Source organism: Hyalangium gracile (genome assembly GCF_020103725.1).
In the GTDB taxonomy this organism is placed as follows: domain Bacteria; phylum Myxococcota; class Myxococcia; order Myxococcales; family Myxococcaceae; genus Hyalangium; species Hyalangium gracile.
In genome coordinates, this window is record NZ_JAHXBG010000032.1 from 44,355 (window position 1) to 59,264 (window position 14,910).

The following is a 14,910-nucleotide window of genomic DNA, read 5'->3' on the forward strand; positions in this document are numbered from 1 at the left end:
GGGGCGCGGTGGGTAAGAAAGTTCTGGGTGGGGGCAGGAGGTTGTCGCGGTGGCGCTGAAGCGCAAGCACGGAGGGAAGGCGGGAGGTCAGCCGACCGTGCTCCTCGTGGAGCCGCGGCCGGAAGATCTCGAGGCGACGCGGGCCCACCTGACGGAGGCGGGGTTCCGGGTGGTTCCGCTCACGCGGTTCGACGCGGCGGCGCCCCTCTTCGAGGTGGTCCGCCCCGATGCCGTGGTGCTGGCCGCCCACCCTCCGGACTTCTCGGCGGTGGCGACGGTGCGCCGGCTGCGGCAGATCTGCGGGGGCACGGTGCCGCTGTTCTACCTGGTGGATCCGCAGGACCCCCAGGCCTGGCGCTTCTGCGTGGAGAAGGGGCTGTGCGTGGACATCGTGCCGCGCACGGGGCCCGGCTCGGAGCTGGCCCACCGGCTGCACTCGCAGATCCGGCTGAGGGACTCGGTGCTGCGCGCCGCGGAAGGGGCGGACACCGGCACCGCGCTGGTGCTGCATGATCCGCTCACCGGCCTCTACAACCGCGCCTTCCTGCTGGCGCAGATCGGCCTGGAGGCCCGGCGCGCGGAGCGCTACGGCGGCGTCTTCGCCGTGGCGGCCTGCGCGCCGCAGAGCCTGAGGGCCTTCCGCAAGCAGTACGGGCGGGCCATGGCGGAGCGGCTGCTGGTGTACACGGCCGTGGTGCTGGGGCAGACGGTGCGCGAGTCGGATGTGGTGGCGCGCGTGTCCGACGACGAGTTCGCGGTGCTGTTCCCGGGGGCGACGGAGGAGTGCCTGCCGGATCTGCTGGGGCGGATCTCCGCGCGCTTCGCGCTGGCCCGCTTCCAGGTGGAAGGAAAGCAGCTGCGGGCGTCACTGAGCCTGGGAGCGGTGAGCTTCCCGGACATGGTGGGAGCGCCCACGCAGCTGCTCAGTGGAGCGATTCAAGAGATGCGCCGTGCGCGGGGGGCGCCGGCGGGCAGCAGGCAGGAGCCGGCTGTCGGGGTGAGGAATGAAGAGGGTGGCCAGGAAGCACTGGCGGTCACACTTTCTTCGTGAGGGCGAGGGGAGACGAGGGGATGGATCGGATCGCGGTGCTGGTAGTGGACGACGAGGAGTCGGTGCGGACGTTCCTGGCCGAGCTGCTCGGGAACGCTGGATACCAGGTGCGGTGCGCCTCGAGCGGGGCGCAGGCCCTGGAGATGCTGGGAGGAGGCTCTTTCGACGCGGTGCTGCTGGACGTGGTGATGCCGGAGATGAGCGGCCTGGAGGTGCTGCGGCAGTACCGGAGCTCCGGCGGCACGGCGCCCGTCATCGTCCTGTCGGCCCTGGCCGGCGCGGATGACGCGGTGCGGGCCATGAAGATGGGAGCCAGCGACTACCTCGCCAAGCCGTTCGGCAATGACGAGCTGGAGGACGTGCTGGCGCGCGCGCTGGGGACGCGGGCTCCGGCCCGTCAGGCCTCGGTGCCGGCGCTGGCTCGGGCGGAGGCTCCGTCGGTGCTGGAGCTCAACGAGGCCCGGGTGCTCATCTCCACCTCGCCGGCGATGCGCCGGGCGCGCGCGCTGGTGGAGCGCATCGCCGACACGGACGTGCCGGTGCTGCTGCTGGGCGAGTCCGGAACGGGCAAGGAGGTGATCGCCCGGGAGATCCACGCTCGCAGCCAGCGGCGCAACAAGCCGTTCATCAAGGTGAACTGCGCGGCGCTGCCGGGCGAGCTGCTGGAGAGCGAGCTCTTCGGCCACGAGCGCGGCGCCTTCACGGGGGCGACGGCGGAGAAGCCGGGCAAGTTCGAGCTGGCCGACCAGGGCACCATCTTCCTGGACGAGATCGGCGAGATGGCCATCCGGCTGCAGGCCAAGCTCCTCCAGGTGCTGCAGGACGAGGAGTTCTTCCGCGTGGGCGGCAAGAAGAGCGTCCGGGTGGACAGCCGCGTGGTGGTGGCCACCAACCGCGATCTCGAGAAGGAGATCGCGCTGGGCAACTTCCGCGAGGATCTCTACTACCGCCTGAACGTGGTGGCCATCCGCCTGCCGCCGCTGCGCGAGCGCATGGAGGACGTGGTGCCGCTGACGGACCACTTCCTCAAGAAGTACGGCAAGCACTACATCCACGGCGTGTCGGAGCTGCCCTCCGAGGTGCTCAAGGCCTTCACCGAGTACGACTGGCCGGGCAACGTGCGCGAGCTGGAGAACATGGTGCGCCGGCTGTGCGTGCTGAAGGATCCGACGCTGGTGCTGGACGAGCTCAAGGATGGCCGCACGCCCGCCAGCGCTCCGTCGCTGCCCACCGCGTACGCCGGGGACGACGGCCTGCCGCCGCCGGCGCGGGCTCCGGAGCCGGAGCCGGTGCGTCCGCCGCCGGGCTCCAGCCTGCAGGTGCTGGAGATGCCGCCGCGGGGTGGGGCGCCGGTGCCTCCGCCCGTGACGGAGCTCTCCTTCAACCAGGTGGCGCCGCGCTACAACAACCCGTTCGACATCCCGCAGCCTCCGCCTCCGCCTCCGAGCGTGCCGGTGGGGGAGATGTCCCTCAAGGACATCGGCAAGCGGGCGGCGATGCTGGCCGAGCGCGAGGCCATCCTGGCGATGCTCCAGCGCACCGCGTGGAACAAGCGCAAGGCCGCGGGCAAGCTGCGCATCAGCTACAAGGCGCTGCTCTACAAGATCAAGGAGTGCGGCATCGTCGATCCGCGAGCCAGCGCGGAGTTCTGATATGCCGGGGGGCATGGCTCCGCCCCTCGTGCTGCTGGGGTCCGGCTATACGCTCACGCGGCTCGCGTTGCTCGAGGCGCGTGAGGGCCGGACGGTGATCGCTTCGACGCGGGATGCCTCGCGCCGCTCCGAGCTGGAGCGCGCGGGCGCCCGCGTCTGTCTTTTGGAGGAAGCCCTCGCGCAGACCGAGGGCGCTCACGCCGTCTGCTCCGTGCCGCCGGAGGCCGGGCTGGATGCGCGGATCACGGAGGCGCTCTCCCGTCACCCGCCTGCCCGGTGGGTGTACCTGTCCTCGACCGGCGTGTACGGCTCGGCTCGGGGGGAGGTGGACGAGGCCACGCCGGTGGATCCCTCCTGGCCTTCCTCCCAGCCCCGTCTCGAGGCGGAGGCGCGCTTCCGCCCGCTCGGTGCGGTGGTGCTCCGCGTGGCGGGCATCTATGGCCCGGGGCGCGGGCTGCACTCGCGGCTGCTGGCCGGGACGCTCCGGCTGCCCGAGGGCGGAGGCGGCCGCATCTCGCGCGTCCACGTGGACGATCTCGTGGAGGCCATCCGGGTGGCCCTGGCGCGAGGCACGCCGGGCGGCCTCTACTGCGTGGCCGATGATCGGGCCGCGGCGCAGGGCGAGACGGTGCCCTGGCTCTGCGAGCGCCTGGGGCTGCCGCTGCCTCCCACCGTGCCGCTGGCCAGCATGCACGAGACGGCCCGAGGGGACCGTTGCATCCAGAACAGGCGGCTCCGAGGGCTCGGGTGGGTTCCTCGATATCCGGATTTTCCGTCGGGCTTTGCCGCCGTCCTGGAGGCTGAGGGGATCCCTCAGTCCACGAAGTGATGGAGTGACTCATTAGCGGGGCTTGCTGCCCGGGAGGGAGACCCGGGGGGAGCGTCTTTTCAGCCCGCTTCCTGCCTGTCAGGCTAGCCGCGTGGCCGTGATGCGCGCGGCCGGTGGTTTGAGAGGGAAGGGATGTCACACAAGCTGCTCGCTGCGTTCAACGAGGGTGTGAATCGCTCGATGGCCGGTGATCACTCGGCCGCGATCCGGGCATTCGACAAGGTGCTGGCCGAGGACGCTCGCCACACCCCGGCGCTGAGCGCCAAGGGCTTCTCGCTCTCGAGGCTGGGTCGACCGGCGGAGGCGCTGAAGTGCTTCCTGCGCGCCATCGAGCTGGACTCCTCGGTGGCGGACAACTACCGCAATGCCGGGATCTGCCAGCTCGAGCTGGACGAGCCGGAGGACGCCGCCACCCTGCTGGAGCGCGCCTTTCAGCTCAACCCCGAGCCGCATTACCGCGAGGCGGCCGCGGTCGAGCTCTTCACCCTGGGAGAGTCGCTGCTGACCGGAGGCCGCCGGCCGAGCAAGGAGCGCTACCGGCACGCGCGCCATGCCTTCGAGCTGGCGCTCGAGTACCACCCCGCCTTCGTCGATGCGGCGAGGGCGCTGGCGGACGTCTGGACGCACCTGGGGGATGCGGAGCGCAGCAGCCACTACGCGCACCTGGCGGCTCGCCTGCGTCCCGCGGGCTGAGCGGTGGGAGTCGAGGTTGTTACCTCTGAGGTGGTGCCCCACCTCTCGCTTCGGAGCCTTTGAATGATCGTGATGCTCGAGCCGAACTCGCCGCCTGAGACGGTGAACGCGGTGCTGCAGGTCGTCTCCCAGTACAAGGGGATCACGCCGCGCACGCACGTCATCGAGGGCGCCGAGTACACCGTCACGGAGATCTACCTGCTGGGCCCGACGGCGCAGGTGCCGATGGAGCCCTTCCAGCAGATCCCCGGCGTGCGGCAGGTGGTGCGCGTGTCGGAGAAGTACCGGGTGATCGGCCGGCACGGAGGGAAGCGGGAGACGGCGGGGTTCGAGTACAACGGGGTGACGTTCGACGAGAAGAGCGTGAACCTCTTCGCGGGCCTGTGCGCGGTGGACACGCGCGAGAGCGTGGACGCGATGATGGGGGCGCTGGCGAAGTGCGGCATCCGCACGACGCGCATGGGGGCGTACAAGCCGCGCACCAGTCCGTACGAGTTCCAGGGCTTGGGGGCGGCGTGCCTGCCGTGGGTGTTCGAGCTGGCGGGGAAGCACGGCGTGAAGGTGGTGGCGATGGAGGTGACCAACCCGCGCCACATCGATGAGATCCGCGAGGCGCTGGAGGCCTCGGGCAACGCCACGGGCGTCATGCTGCAGGTGGGCACGCGCAACGCGCAGAACTTCGAGCTGCTCAAGCAGATCGGCCAGCAGCGGGTGTTCCCGGTGCTGTTCAAGCGCGGCATGGGCATCACCCTGGAGGAGTCGCTCAACGCCTGCGAGTACGTGGCGAGCGAGGGCAACCCGAAGATCGTCTTCTGCCTGCGCGGGGTGAAGACGCACCTGGGGGATCCGCACCGGAACATGGTGGACTTCGCGCACGTGTCCGTGGTGCGGCGGCTCACCCGCCTGCCGGTGTGCGTGGATCCGTCACACGCGATCGGCCGCGCGGAGGTGGGGCCGGACGGGCTGCCGGACATCTTCCACGCCATCGGGCAGGGGCTGATCGCGGGGGCTTCCATGGTGCTGGTGGACTTCCATCCGCACCCGGAGCAGGCGCTGTGCGACGGGCCCCAGGCGCTGCGGCTGGAGCAGCTCCCGGCGCTCCAGAACTACACGCGCATCGTCCGCGACGCGTACGAGCAGGTCGTACGCAACGGGGATGGGCTGCGCGCTCAGTCGGCGACGCGGTAGCTGCCCAGCACGCGGAACGAGGCGCACAGCCCGGCGGCGGAGTCGAGCGCCTCGCCGACGCGGGGCTCCTCCCGTGAGCCCTCGAGATCCAGGCAGAAGACGTACTCCCAGGGCTTGCGCAGCGGTCGGGGCTCCAGGCGAATGACGTTGAGCCCGCGCTCGGAGAAGACGCCGAGCACCTTCTGGAGCGAGCCGGGGCTGTTCTCCAGGGTGAACATCACCGACGTCTTGCTCCTGGAGCCCGAGAGCACGGGCACAGCGCTCAGCGAGACGAAGCGGGTCAGGTTGTTCGGTGAGTCCGCCACGCCTTCGAGGAGCACGTTCAGGCCGTAGAGCTCCGCCGCGGTCCGGCTGGCGATGGCCGCCGTGTGGGGAGGCTTCTGCTCCGCCAGCCGCTTGGCGCTGCCCGCCGTGTCCGCATCCGCGACGGCGGCGAAGCCGTGCTGGCGTAGGAAGCCCGCGCACTGGGCCAGGGCCTGGGGGTGGGAGACGACGCGGCGGATATCGGTCAGCTCGACTCCCGCTGGCGCCAGGAGGCAGTGCCGGATGCGCAGCGACAGCTCGCCCGTGATGGGCAGGGAGAACTCCATCAGCAGGTCCACGTTCTCGATGACGGAGCCCGCCAGGGAGTTCTCCACCGGCACCGCGCCACCGTCCACCCGGCCCGAGGCCACCGCCTCGAACACCGCGCGGAAGCTGGGGCACGGCACGGCCTCGACACCGGGACCGAAGAGGGCTCGCGTGGCCTCCTCGCTGTAGGCGCCACGCTCGCCCTGGAAGCCCACCCGAGGACTACCCATGCCAGTTCTCCGCGCGCGGATACGTCCCGAGCACCTTCATCGACGAGGTGAGCGGCTGGAGATCCTCGAACGCCGCGATGAGGGGCGCCGAGGCCGCGTGCCCCTCCACATCCAGGTAGAACCGGTAGCGCCACGGCTCGCCGGGGATCGGCCGGGACTCCAGCTTGGACAGGTTGACTCCGCGCTGCGCCAGCGTCGTCAGCACCTGCCCGAGCGTCCCTGGCCGGTGCTCCAGCACCACCGTGAGCGTCGTCTTGCACGGCACATCCGGTGGCACGGGCGCGGCCTCGCGGGCCAGCTCCACGAAGCGCGTGTAGTCCCCGGAGGCCGGCTGGAGATCCCTCGCCAGCACCTGCAGCCCGAAGCGCTGGGCCGCGGACTCGCTGGCGATCGCCGCGATCGTGGGATCATTCCGCTCGCGCACCTTCTGGGCCGCGCCGCTGGTGTCGAACTCGGGGAGAGGACGGATCCACGGCACCTTGCGCAGGAACAGCTCGCACTGCGCCAGCGCCTGCGGGTGGGACAGCACGGTGCGGATGTCCTCCAGCCTCGCGCCCGGCAGACCCAGCAGCCGGTGATCCACCTGGCTGAGCATCTCGCCGATGATCGTCACGCTCCCGGCGGCGAGCAGATCGTACGTCTCGCTCATGCTCCCCGCCGAGGTGTTCTCGATGGGCAGCAGTGCCAGATCCAGCTCGCCGCGGCGCAGGGCATCCATCGCCTCGCGGCCCGTCTCGAAGCCGGTGAGGAGGACTCCTCCCTGTCGGCCCGCGTAGCGATCCCGTGCCGCCATGTGGCTGTAGGAACCCTCGATGCCCGGATAGCCCACGCGCAGGGGGGTGGTGTCCAGCCGCTGGATGAGCGCCTGCTGCCGCGCCACGGACATGTCCATGATGAGCCGGAAGATGCGCTCGATCTCGTGAGGATCCAGCCCGTGGGACGTGGCCGCCTCACGCACCTTGCGGAGCACGAGGTCCTCCCGTGTCGGGTCCCGCAGGGGAGAGGCCGCCGCGAGCTTGGCGCGGGCGATGTCGTCCGCGAGGTCCATCCGCCGGCGCAGGGCGTCCAGGATCTCCGAGTCGATGCGCTCGATGCCGATTCGAAGGGTGTCGAGGTCCGGAAGGTCCGCCATAGGGCACTAATATAGGGACGGGCGAGCGGCTCCAGCCATTTCGAAGGGGCCTGTATGCCAGTTTCGGGTCCCGTGCGTCCTTCTTTCCCGGAAGCGCATTCGGAGGAAGATTGAGGGGCACCGCCGCCATGGACGAGCTGTCAATCGAGCCACGCACCCGCGCTGGGCTCGACTTCGACGCGCTCGTGCAGGGAGAGCAGGCCGCCCCTTCCGGACGGCGCTTGCGCCGCTTCACCCTTCACCCACGCAGGAGCCTGCCCACCCTGGAGGCCGAGCTCAAGCGCGCCCAGCTGGAGCTGGACAAGCTGCTGCGCTCCGCGAACCCGAACGACAGCGCCGTGATGCAGCAGGTGGAGGCGGTAGGGCGGGCGGCGCGCCCGTAGTCGCGGCTCAGTCGATGGGCCGCGCGATGACCTGGGCTGTCGGAGCGGCCTCGGGGGGAGCGTCGATGGTCCGGATGGGACCCTTGAACCAGCGCCGGGCCGAGGCGTACCACCAGATCGTGATGGCGAGCAGCACTCCGCCCGCGAGGATCGGCGCGTAGTTCACGTCGTACCAGGTGAAGCTGGGGCTACCCGGCACCGCGGAGGGCAGGAACGGCAGGCAGAAGTAGACCGAGATGACGGCGATCTCCGCCACCGCCACGGTGCACATCCACTTGTAGTGCCGGCCGAGCGTCCACGGGCCCGGCCGGAAGCTGTCGCCGGCCTTCAGCCGCAGGTAGATGGGGATGAGGAAGGCCAGGTACAGCCCGATTACCGCGATCGAAACGACCGCGTAGAACGCCACGGGGACTCCGGCGGGGCTCTTGTACAGCGCGGGCAGGGTGATCAGGACGCCGATGACCGAGGAGGCAATCACCGCGTTGGTCGGCACCTGGGTTCTGGGGTGCACCTTGCTCCAGAGCCGGCTGCCGGGCACGGCGCCATCACGGCTGAAGGCGAACATCATCCGGGAGGTGCTCGTCATGCAGGCGATGGCACAGAAGACCTGGCCGACCGTGGAGATCAGCATGACGACCTTGAACATCGCGGACGGAAGCGCGGAGGCGAAGACGGCGGTGATCTGCCCGGCCCCATAGCCGTTGCCCGGGTCGTTGATGAACTTCGTGTCCTTGGCGACGAACAGGAACGCCAGGAGCAGGATCCAGCCACCGATCGCCGAATAGAAGATCGATTGCCAGATGCCCTTCGCCGAGGTGATCGCCGCGTCGTGCGTCTCCTCGGACAGGTGCGCCGAGGCATCGAAGCCGGTGATCGTGTACTGGGTGAGCAGGAAGCCCAGCGGAAGCACGTACCACCAGTACATGCCGTCGGAGAAGCCCGAGTTGTTGATGCGCTCGGTGAAGACGAACGAGGGCGACTGATACTCCTTCGCGGTCAGCAGGAGGATCAGCACGACCGCGAGCGAGCCGAACACGTGCCAGTACGCGGAGATGTTGTTGACCACCGCCAGCAGGTGCGAGCTGAAGATGTTGAGCAGCGCCGCCACGATCATCAGCACCACGAACAGCAGGAACGCCTGATTCAGTGGGTCTCCGCCGAGCGTGGTGGACCAAATGGGAGAGAACAAGCCGAGGGTGACGTTCATGAAGGTGGCGCACGCGTAGACCACCGAGGCGGTGACCGCGATGAGCCCGATCAGGTTGAGCCAGCCCGTGTAGAAGCCGGCGCGCGGGCCGCCCAGTCGGGCCGCCCACCAGTAGATCCCTCCAGCGGTAGGGAAGGCCGAGACCAGCTCGGACATGCACAGTCCGATGATGAGGATGAAGACGGAGATGAGCGGCCAGCCCCACGAGATGGCGATCGGGCCGCCGTTGTTCCAGGCATGGGCGAACGTGGTGAAGCAGCCGGCCAGGATCGAGATGATGGAGAAGGAGATGGCGAAGTTCGAGAACCCGGACCAGGTGCGCTTGAGCTCCTGCTTGTAGCCGAGCTCGGCCAGCCTTCTCTCGTCCTCGTTGAGCGGAGTGTTGACGTCGGCCACAGGAGTCCTCCTCGCAGGCGGAATGTCTCGCGCCGTCCAGCGGAGCGATTTCTACCACTCACTTCGGGAGTGTCGTCTTCCCGAGTTTGAGGATGAGCTTGAAGTGCTGGGCGCTGACGGGGACCACGCTGATCCGGCTGCGGGTGATGAGCTGGATGTCCTTCAGCGCAGCCGTCTTCTTGATGGTGGCCAGCTCCACGGGTTGCTGGAGGGCGACCACGGGGCCGACCTCCAAGGAGGCCCAGTCCTCGCCGGGAGCGGTGGGGTCCGGGCCGGCGGCGGTGAGCACCTGGGCCACGGCGACGACGGCCTTGTCCTCGTTCGAGTGGTAGTAGAGGCAGAGGTCGCCGGGCTTCATGGCCCGGAGGTTGTTGCGAGCCTCGTAGTTGCGCACGCCAGTCCAGTCGGTCTTCCGCTCCTTCTCGAGCTGGGCGTACGGGTAGACGGAGGGCTCACTCTTGATCAGCCAGTACTGGGTCTTCGCCATGGCGGCGCACTCTACCCATACGGTAGGGAGACGCGAGCCCTGTGTAGGCTCTTCAAGCCCCTTCAGCCTGGCCCCGGTGCCCGTGTCGGGCGAGAACGCCACCGACTGGTATGCTTGTCATACCAGTTCGCAACCACTCCGGCCGACAGGGGGCTTGAGCTGATGGCCCCCTCAGGGGTTGGGCGAGTGATGGTCAGTGATCTTCAGGCCTGCTCCACTGATCGCGGCTTCCTTGGATGAGAGGATCGTGCTGATCGAGTGCCTCGCTCAGGTTCATGCTCACGCGGCCGTGGTGCGGATAGCGACCTCGCCCTCCACGGGCTCGTCCTCGATGCCCAGGCGGCGCTCCAGCGTCTGCTCCAGATAGAGGATCTGGTTCTTCTCGGTGAGGCCGCTGAGCAGCGTCACCGTCTTGCCCGAGCGCTCCACCGCCTTGAGCTCGTACGTGTACGTCTGATTCCCTTTGTTCGTCCGGACGTTCTCCACGCCGTAGAGCTGGGTGAACTGTCGCCCCGGAACATCCCGATTGCCGGGCCAGGGCAGGGGACCGTGGCGGATGCTGAGCTGGTTGCGGCCCACCTCGATCCGCGTGCGATTCACCAGCCCCGTCAGCGTGTAGTACGTGAGCCCGACGCCGACCGCCACGTGGGCGACGGGGAAGATCACCATGATGATCGGCGTATCGTCGACCGTGAGCGCGATGCCGTACCACATGAGCAGGAACGAGTCCCACGCGATGCAGAAGAAGATCAGGAAGATGTGGACGAAGCTGAACCACCGCCAGGAGATGACGGTGCTGCCGGCCGCCTCCTCCACCTTGAACTTCTCCGGGAGCGGCGCCTTGGGCCGGACCAGCTTGGGCTTGTCCTGCGTCTGAGGGGCGAGCCCTCGCGCCTTCCGGCCCGACAGATCGTAGACCGCGTTGCACGAGTGGCACTTCGCCACCGCCAGGTCCAGGCGCACATCCTCTGGTCGCAAGGGTGACTGGCAGACTTCACAGGAGAGCTGCATGGTCCAGGAGACTCCGGCTGAGAACCACCGGAGTCTACCGGATGCCAGTCAGAGACAGGAGGGGGGCCTCAGGCGACGTGGGTCTTCAGGAACACCCGGAGCGCCTCTGCCACGCTCCACGCCTGCGCGATGCACCCGCGCGGCCGGTAGGGCTCCGTCGCGTCGAAGATCTCGCTGATCTGCCCCACGCCCGCGTGCTCCAGGTGGTGCTCCAGCCCCTGCAGCAGCGCTCGCGCCGCCTTGATGTCCGGGTTCACCTTCAGCGTCGCGTCGATGTAGTGCCCGATCAGCCAGCCCCACACCGTTCCCTGGTGGTAGGCCGCGTCTCGCGCCCGCAGGTCCCCGTCGTAGTTGGCCTTGTAGTCCGGGTGTCCCTGCGCCAGGCTGCGTAGCCCCACTGGGGTCAGAAGATCCCGCCGCACCACCTCCAGCACCGCCTCCCACCGCTCGCGCCGCAGCACTGGATGGCGCAGCGAGATCGCGAACACCTGGTTGGGCCGGATGGCCGGATCGTCCTTGCCGCCCTCGCCATCCACCACGTCCAGCAGGCAGTTGCCGGCCGGGTTCCAGAAGCGCTTGTTGAAGCTGCCGTACACCCGCTCCGCCGCGCCCATGTAGGGCGTCGCGTCCTTGCCCAGCCGCTCGGCCCAGGTGGCCATCAGCCGCAGCGCGTTGAACCAGAGCGCGTTGATCTCCACCGCCTTGCCGCGCCGGGGCGTCACCACCCAGCCGTCCACCTTGGCGTCCATCCACGTGAGCTGGTAGCCCTCCGCGCCCTGCCGCAGCAGCCCGTCCGCCGGGTCGACGCCAATCCGGAAGCGCGTGCCTCGCAGGTGGTGCTCCACGATGCTGGCCAGCGTGGGGAACATGTCCTTCAGCAGCTCCGTGTCTCGTGTGGTCTCCACGTAGCGGTCCACCGCGTGGAAGAACCAGAGCGTGGCGTCCGCCGTGTGGTACACGCCATCGTTCTCTCCGTCCGGGAAGTAGTTGGGGATCAGCCCGTCCTTCACGTAGTGCTGGAAGGTGCGCAGGATGGCCGCCGCCTCCCGGTACCGTCCCGTGCACAGCGCCAGCCCCTCGAGCGAGATCATCGTGTCCCGCCCCCAGTCCGTGAACCAGTGGTAGCCGGCGATGACGCTGCGCGCGTCCTGGCCGATCGAGCGCGCCCAGGCATCATCCGCCGGGCGCATCGGGTCGATGATGAACTGGTCCGCCGCCAGCACCATCCGCGCGGGCACTCCCGCGTGGGCCTCCGCCGGAGCCCGCGCCAGCAGCTTGCGCTCGCGCTCCCGCTCCAGCTCGAAGGTCTCCCGCGGGTTGCGATCCAGCACCCACCAGTCCTCCGTCGTGACGCCCAGCGCCAGGGGCTCTCCCTGCGCCACGCTGCACTCGAAGTAGCCAGGGCTGTGCTGGACCTCCGTGTGGTCATACCCGCGCGCCCGCTCCGTCCGGTAGAGCAGCGAGTGCGAGCTCTGGCTCAGCGCCACGAAGGGCACCGCGCAGCTCGCGTGCAGGCGCATCCGCATGCGAGGCGCGTCCTCCGTGGCCTGGAGCTCCACGCGCTGCCCCTGGATGCGGACTATGGGTTCGGACACCGTGCCGGCGATCGGCCCGTCATGCGGCCGCGCCACCGGAAACGGCCGCAGCCGCAGGTGCACCTCGGGGCCCGAGACGTGCTCCCACTGCACGAAGAGGGTGTTCTCACCGTGCACCAGCATCAGCTTCCGCCGCAGCCGCGACGGGCCCAGTTCGTACTCCCAGACCGGGATGAGCCCGTCCAGGTGGAAGCTCCGCAGGGTGGCCACGCCCTCCTGGACGGAATGCCCATCCGCGTGCTCCTCGGCGCCGAGCAGGTACAGCTTGCCGCTCACCTGCGCCTGCTCCACCAGGCGAGCGAGCAGCACCACCCGGCCGCGCTTGGGCAGGCTGGGGACGAACAGGCCGTGGTAGCGGCGCGTGTTGCAGCCGGCCACCGTGCCGGAGGCATAGCCGCCTCTCCCGTTCGTCACCAGCCATTCCCGGCTGATGACGTCCGAGAGCTCCGGTCCACTCGTCCAGTCAAAGCCCAGGCGGGGCAGGGCGGGGGCAGGATTCTCAACGGGGTTCACGCGGGGTCTCCTCGGTGCTCGCGAGCACCAGCGCTGTCTGTCCAGGAACGCGCAGCCGGCCCTCCCCTGGGAGTGCGGGTGCGCCCATACCGCCGAAGCGGACGTGCTCTGAAGACAGAAGGAGCCGCCAGATTTTTCCCGGCTCCGGCGCCAGGAGCGGCTCCGGGCACGGCTCCAGGTCCAACCCCGTGCCCAGGTTGAGCAGGAGCAGGCGGTCGCCCTCCTGCCCGCTGCCGAAGTAGCGCAGCACCAGCGCGTCCCGCGACAGCACCGCCCCCGCGATGCGGCTCGGGTCCTGCGCCGCGAACACCGGATCCTCCCGGCGCAGGCGCAGCAGCTCCCGGTGCAGCGTCAGCGCCTCTCGGTTCCGCTCCCGCTCGGCCCACTCCAGCTTCGAGGCCCGGAAGGCCTGCTCTCCAATGGGCACGTCGTGCCCCTCCACCTCCAGCGCCTGGCGGGCGCTCGGGAACTGGGAGAGGAACTCGTTGCGCCCTTTGTGGACCAGCTTCTGCAAGTCCTGCTTGTGGTCCACGAAGTACAGGAAGGGCGAGGAGGCGAAGAACTCCTGCCCCATGAAGAGCATGGGCGTCTGTGGCAGCAGCAGCAGCAGCGTCGTCAGCGCCCGGGCCCTCGCGTAGCCGGCCACGACGTGCAGCCGCTGGCCCCGCAGCGTGTTGGCGAGCTGATCGTGGTTCTGCAGGTAGAAGACGATCTGCTCGGGCGGGGTGCGCAGCAGCGGCGAGCCCCGGCGCTTCTTCTGCCAGGAGTAGTACTGCCCCTGGTACAGCGAGTTGCGCAGCGCGCAGGACAGCAGCTCCTGGGCGGTGCCGCGGTAGTCCATCAGGTACGCCTCCGAGCGTCCCACGGAGGCCACTCGCGCCGAGTGGTGGAAGTCGTCCACCCACAGCCCGTCCGCGCCGTACCCGCTGCGCTCCGTCGGGGTGATCACCCGCGCGTCCTGGGGCTCGTTCTCGGCGATGAGGAGGAGCTTCCGCTTCCCGGCGGCGGCGCGCGTCTTCTCCACCAGCTCCCGGACGATGTGCCGGGGCGAGGCGTCATAGAGGCTCTGGGTGGCATCCAGCCGCAGCCCGTCGAAGTGGTACTCGGACACCCAGAGGCAGGCGTTCTGGATGAAGAACTCCCGCGAGGGGCCCGCCGCCTCCCCGTCATCGAAGTTGGTGGGATCGCCCCACTCGTTGGGGTACTTCGAGTTGAAGTAGCCCTGGGAGTACTGGGACAGGTAGTTCCCGTCCGGCCCCAGGTGGTTGTAGACGACGTCCAGGATGATGCCGAGCCCCAGCCGGTGCGCCTCGTCCACCAGCAGCCGCAGGTCATCCGGCTCGCCGTACACCGCGCAGGGCGCGAAGAGCGACACCCCGTCGTAGCCCCAGTTGTACCGGCCGGGGAAGGTGTGCAGGGGCATCAGCTCCACCACCGTGACGCCCAGCTCCTCGAGCAGGGGCAGCTTCGCCGCCGCGGCCGCGTAGGTGCCCTCGGGCGTGAAGGTGCCGACGTGCAGCTCGTAGATGACCTGGCCCTTCATGGAGGCCAGGCCGCGCCAGTCCCGGTCGGACCAGGCAAAGCGGCTCGGGTCCACGACGCGGGAGGGGCCATGAGGGCCCTCGGGCTGGAAGCGCGAGCAGGGATCCGGAAAGGTATCCCCGCCATCCAGCTGGTATTTGTACAGGGCACCCGCGGCAATCGCGTGGGTGCCCTCGAAGTAGCCGCCCGCCGTCCTCTCGAGCGGCAGGCAGCGCAGCCCGCTGGGATCGTGCAGACAGACGTCGACACTCCTCCGCCGAGGGGCCCAGACGCGAAAGCGCGTCCTTCCATCACCGAGAACCCGAGCACCGAGGGTGAGCTGGAACGGCGTATTGGAGTCCAATGGCTCCCTCCCGAGAAGTGACGCGTCGCCGGAAACTTGGAGGCGACCGGACCCGACGTGAAGCAACGCTGGCGAGCGTTCCTGGCGC

Annotated in this window: 13 protein-coding genes; 6 read left to right on the forward strand and 7 right to left on the reverse strand. The window is 69.2% G+C overall.

Annotated features, from left to right (window positions below):
• The first annotated feature begins 49 nt into the window (after window positions 1-49).
• The 5 genes from KY572_RS40650 (at window position 50) to KY572_RS40670 (ending at window position 5,413) form a co-directional block, all read left to right on the forward strand.
• A complete protein-coding gene (locus tag KY572_RS40650) occupies window positions 50-1,051 on the forward strand; it encodes a GGDEF domain-containing protein (protein WP_224249127.1) in 1,002 nt (333 codons plus the stop codon).
• A gap of 20 nt (window positions 1,052-1,071) precedes the next feature.
• Complete coding sequence (locus KY572_RS40655) at window positions 1,072-2,703, forward strand: sigma-54-dependent transcriptional regulator (RefSeq protein WP_224249128.1); 1,632 nt, start codon at window positions 1,072-1,074, stop codon at window positions 2,701-2,703.
• Window positions 2,704-2,716: 13 nt separating this feature from the next.
• On the forward strand, window positions 2,717-3,532 hold the full coding sequence (locus KY572_RS40660; protein WP_224249129.1) for an NAD-dependent epimerase/dehydratase family protein: 816 nt from the start codon (window positions 2,717-2,719) through the stop codon (window positions 3,530-3,532).
• A gap of 132 nt (window positions 3,533-3,664) precedes the next feature.
• Window positions 3,665-4,225, forward strand: a complete 561-nt coding sequence (locus KY572_RS40665; RefSeq protein ID WP_224249130.1) for a tetratricopeptide repeat protein — start codon at window positions 3,665-3,667, stop codon at window positions 4,223-4,225.
• A gap of 63 nt (window positions 4,226-4,288) precedes the next feature.
• Window positions 4,289-5,413 (forward strand): 3-deoxy-7-phosphoheptulonate synthase, encoded by a 1,125-nt coding sequence (locus KY572_RS40670; RefSeq protein WP_224249131.1) that lies wholly within the window; start codon window positions 4,289-4,291, stop codon window positions 5,411-5,413.
• Here the strand turns inward: KY572_RS40670 and pheA are convergent.
• A complete protein-coding gene (pheA, locus tag KY572_RS40675; protein WP_224249132.1) occupies window positions 5,395-6,213 on the reverse strand; it encodes a prephenate dehydratase in 819 nt (272 codons plus the stop codon). The genes KY572_RS40670 and pheA overlap by 19 nt on opposite strands.
• Entirely contained in the window at window positions 6,206-7,345 is a 1,140-nt protein-coding gene (locus KY572_RS40680) for a bifunctional chorismate mutase/prephenate dehydratase (RefSeq protein WP_224249133.1), read from the reverse strand. The genes pheA and KY572_RS40680 overlap by 8 nt, the downstream gene beginning before the upstream one ends.
• 128 nt (window positions 7,346-7,473) lie before the next feature.
• On the opposite strand from KY572_RS40680, the gene KY572_RS40685 reads away from it, so the two are divergent.
• Entirely contained in the window at window positions 7,474-7,728 is a 255-nt protein-coding gene (locus KY572_RS40685) for a hypothetical protein (RefSeq protein ID WP_224249134.1), read from the forward strand.
• Between the two features lie 7 nt (window positions 7,729-7,735).
• Here the strand turns inward: KY572_RS40685 and KY572_RS40690 are convergent, their stop codons facing one another.
• The 5 genes from KY572_RS40690 to treZ form a co-directional block, all read right to left on the reverse strand.
• Window positions 7,736-9,331, reverse strand: a complete 1,596-nt coding sequence (locus KY572_RS40690) for an amino acid permease (protein WP_224249135.1) — start codon at window positions 9,329-9,331, stop codon at window positions 7,736-7,738.
• A gap of 58 nt (window positions 9,332-9,389) precedes the next feature.
• Window positions 9,390-9,818 carry an EVE domain-containing protein gene (locus tag KY572_RS40695; protein WP_224249136.1) on the reverse strand — a complete coding sequence of 143 codons (429 nt, stop codon included), beginning with the start codon at window positions 9,816-9,818 and terminating at the stop codon, window positions 9,390-9,392.
• Between the two features lie 279 nt (window positions 9,819-10,097).
• The gene (locus KY572_RS40700; protein ID WP_224249137.1) at window positions 10,098-10,796 is read right to left on the reverse strand and encodes a hypothetical protein; all 699 of its coding nucleotides are present in this window, start codon (window positions 10,794-10,796) and stop codon (window positions 10,098-10,100) included.
• Window positions 10,797-10,897: 101 nt separating this feature from the next.
• Window positions 10,898-12,937 carry an amylo-alpha-1,6-glucosidase gene (locus KY572_RS40705; RefSeq protein ID WP_224249138.1) on the reverse strand — a complete coding sequence of 680 codons (2,040 nt, stop codon included), beginning with the start codon at window positions 12,935-12,937 and terminating at the stop codon, window positions 10,898-10,900.
• On the reverse strand, window positions 12,924-14,822 hold the full coding sequence (gene treZ / locus KY572_RS40710) for a malto-oligosyltrehalose trehalohydrolase (RefSeq protein ID WP_224249139.1): 1,899 nt from the start codon (window positions 14,820-14,822) through the stop codon (window positions 12,924-12,926). The genes KY572_RS40705 and treZ overlap by 14 nt, the downstream gene beginning before the upstream one ends.
• Between the last annotated feature and the right edge of the window lie 88 nt (window positions 14,823-14,910).

Excerpts from the sequence above, each read along its gene's own strand:
- KY572_RS40680 (WP_224249133.1), bottom strand. The coding sequence starts at position 7,345 with ATGGCGGACCTTCCGGACCTCGACACCCTTCGAATCGGCATCGAGCGC.
- KY572_RS40660 (WP_224249129.1), top strand. The coding sequence starts at position 2,717 with ATGGCTCCGCCCCTCGTGCTGCTGGGGTCCGGCTATACGCTCACGCGG.
- KY572_RS40695 (WP_224249136.1), bottom strand. The coding sequence starts at position 9,818 with ATGGCGAAGACCCAGTACTGGCTGATCAAGAGTGAGCCCTCCGTCTAC.
- KY572_RS40685 (WP_224249134.1), top strand. The coding sequence starts at position 7,474 with ATGGACGAGCTGTCAATCGAGCCACGCACCCGCGCTGGGCTCGACTTC.
- KY572_RS40655 (WP_224249128.1), top strand. The coding sequence starts at position 1,072 with ATGGATCGGATCGCGGTGCTGGTAGTGGACGACGAGGAGTCGGTGCGG.
- pheA (WP_224249132.1), bottom strand. The coding sequence starts at position 6,213 with ATGGGTAGTCCTCGGGTGGGCTTCCAGGGCGAGCGTGGCGCCTACAGC.
- KY572_RS40670 (WP_224249131.1), top strand. The coding sequence starts at position 4,289 with ATGATCGTGATGCTCGAGCCGAACTCGCCGCCTGAGACGGTGAACGCG.
- KY572_RS40665 (WP_224249130.1), top strand. The coding sequence starts at position 3,665 with ATGTCACACAAGCTGCTCGCTGCGTTCAACGAGGGTGTGAATCGCTCG.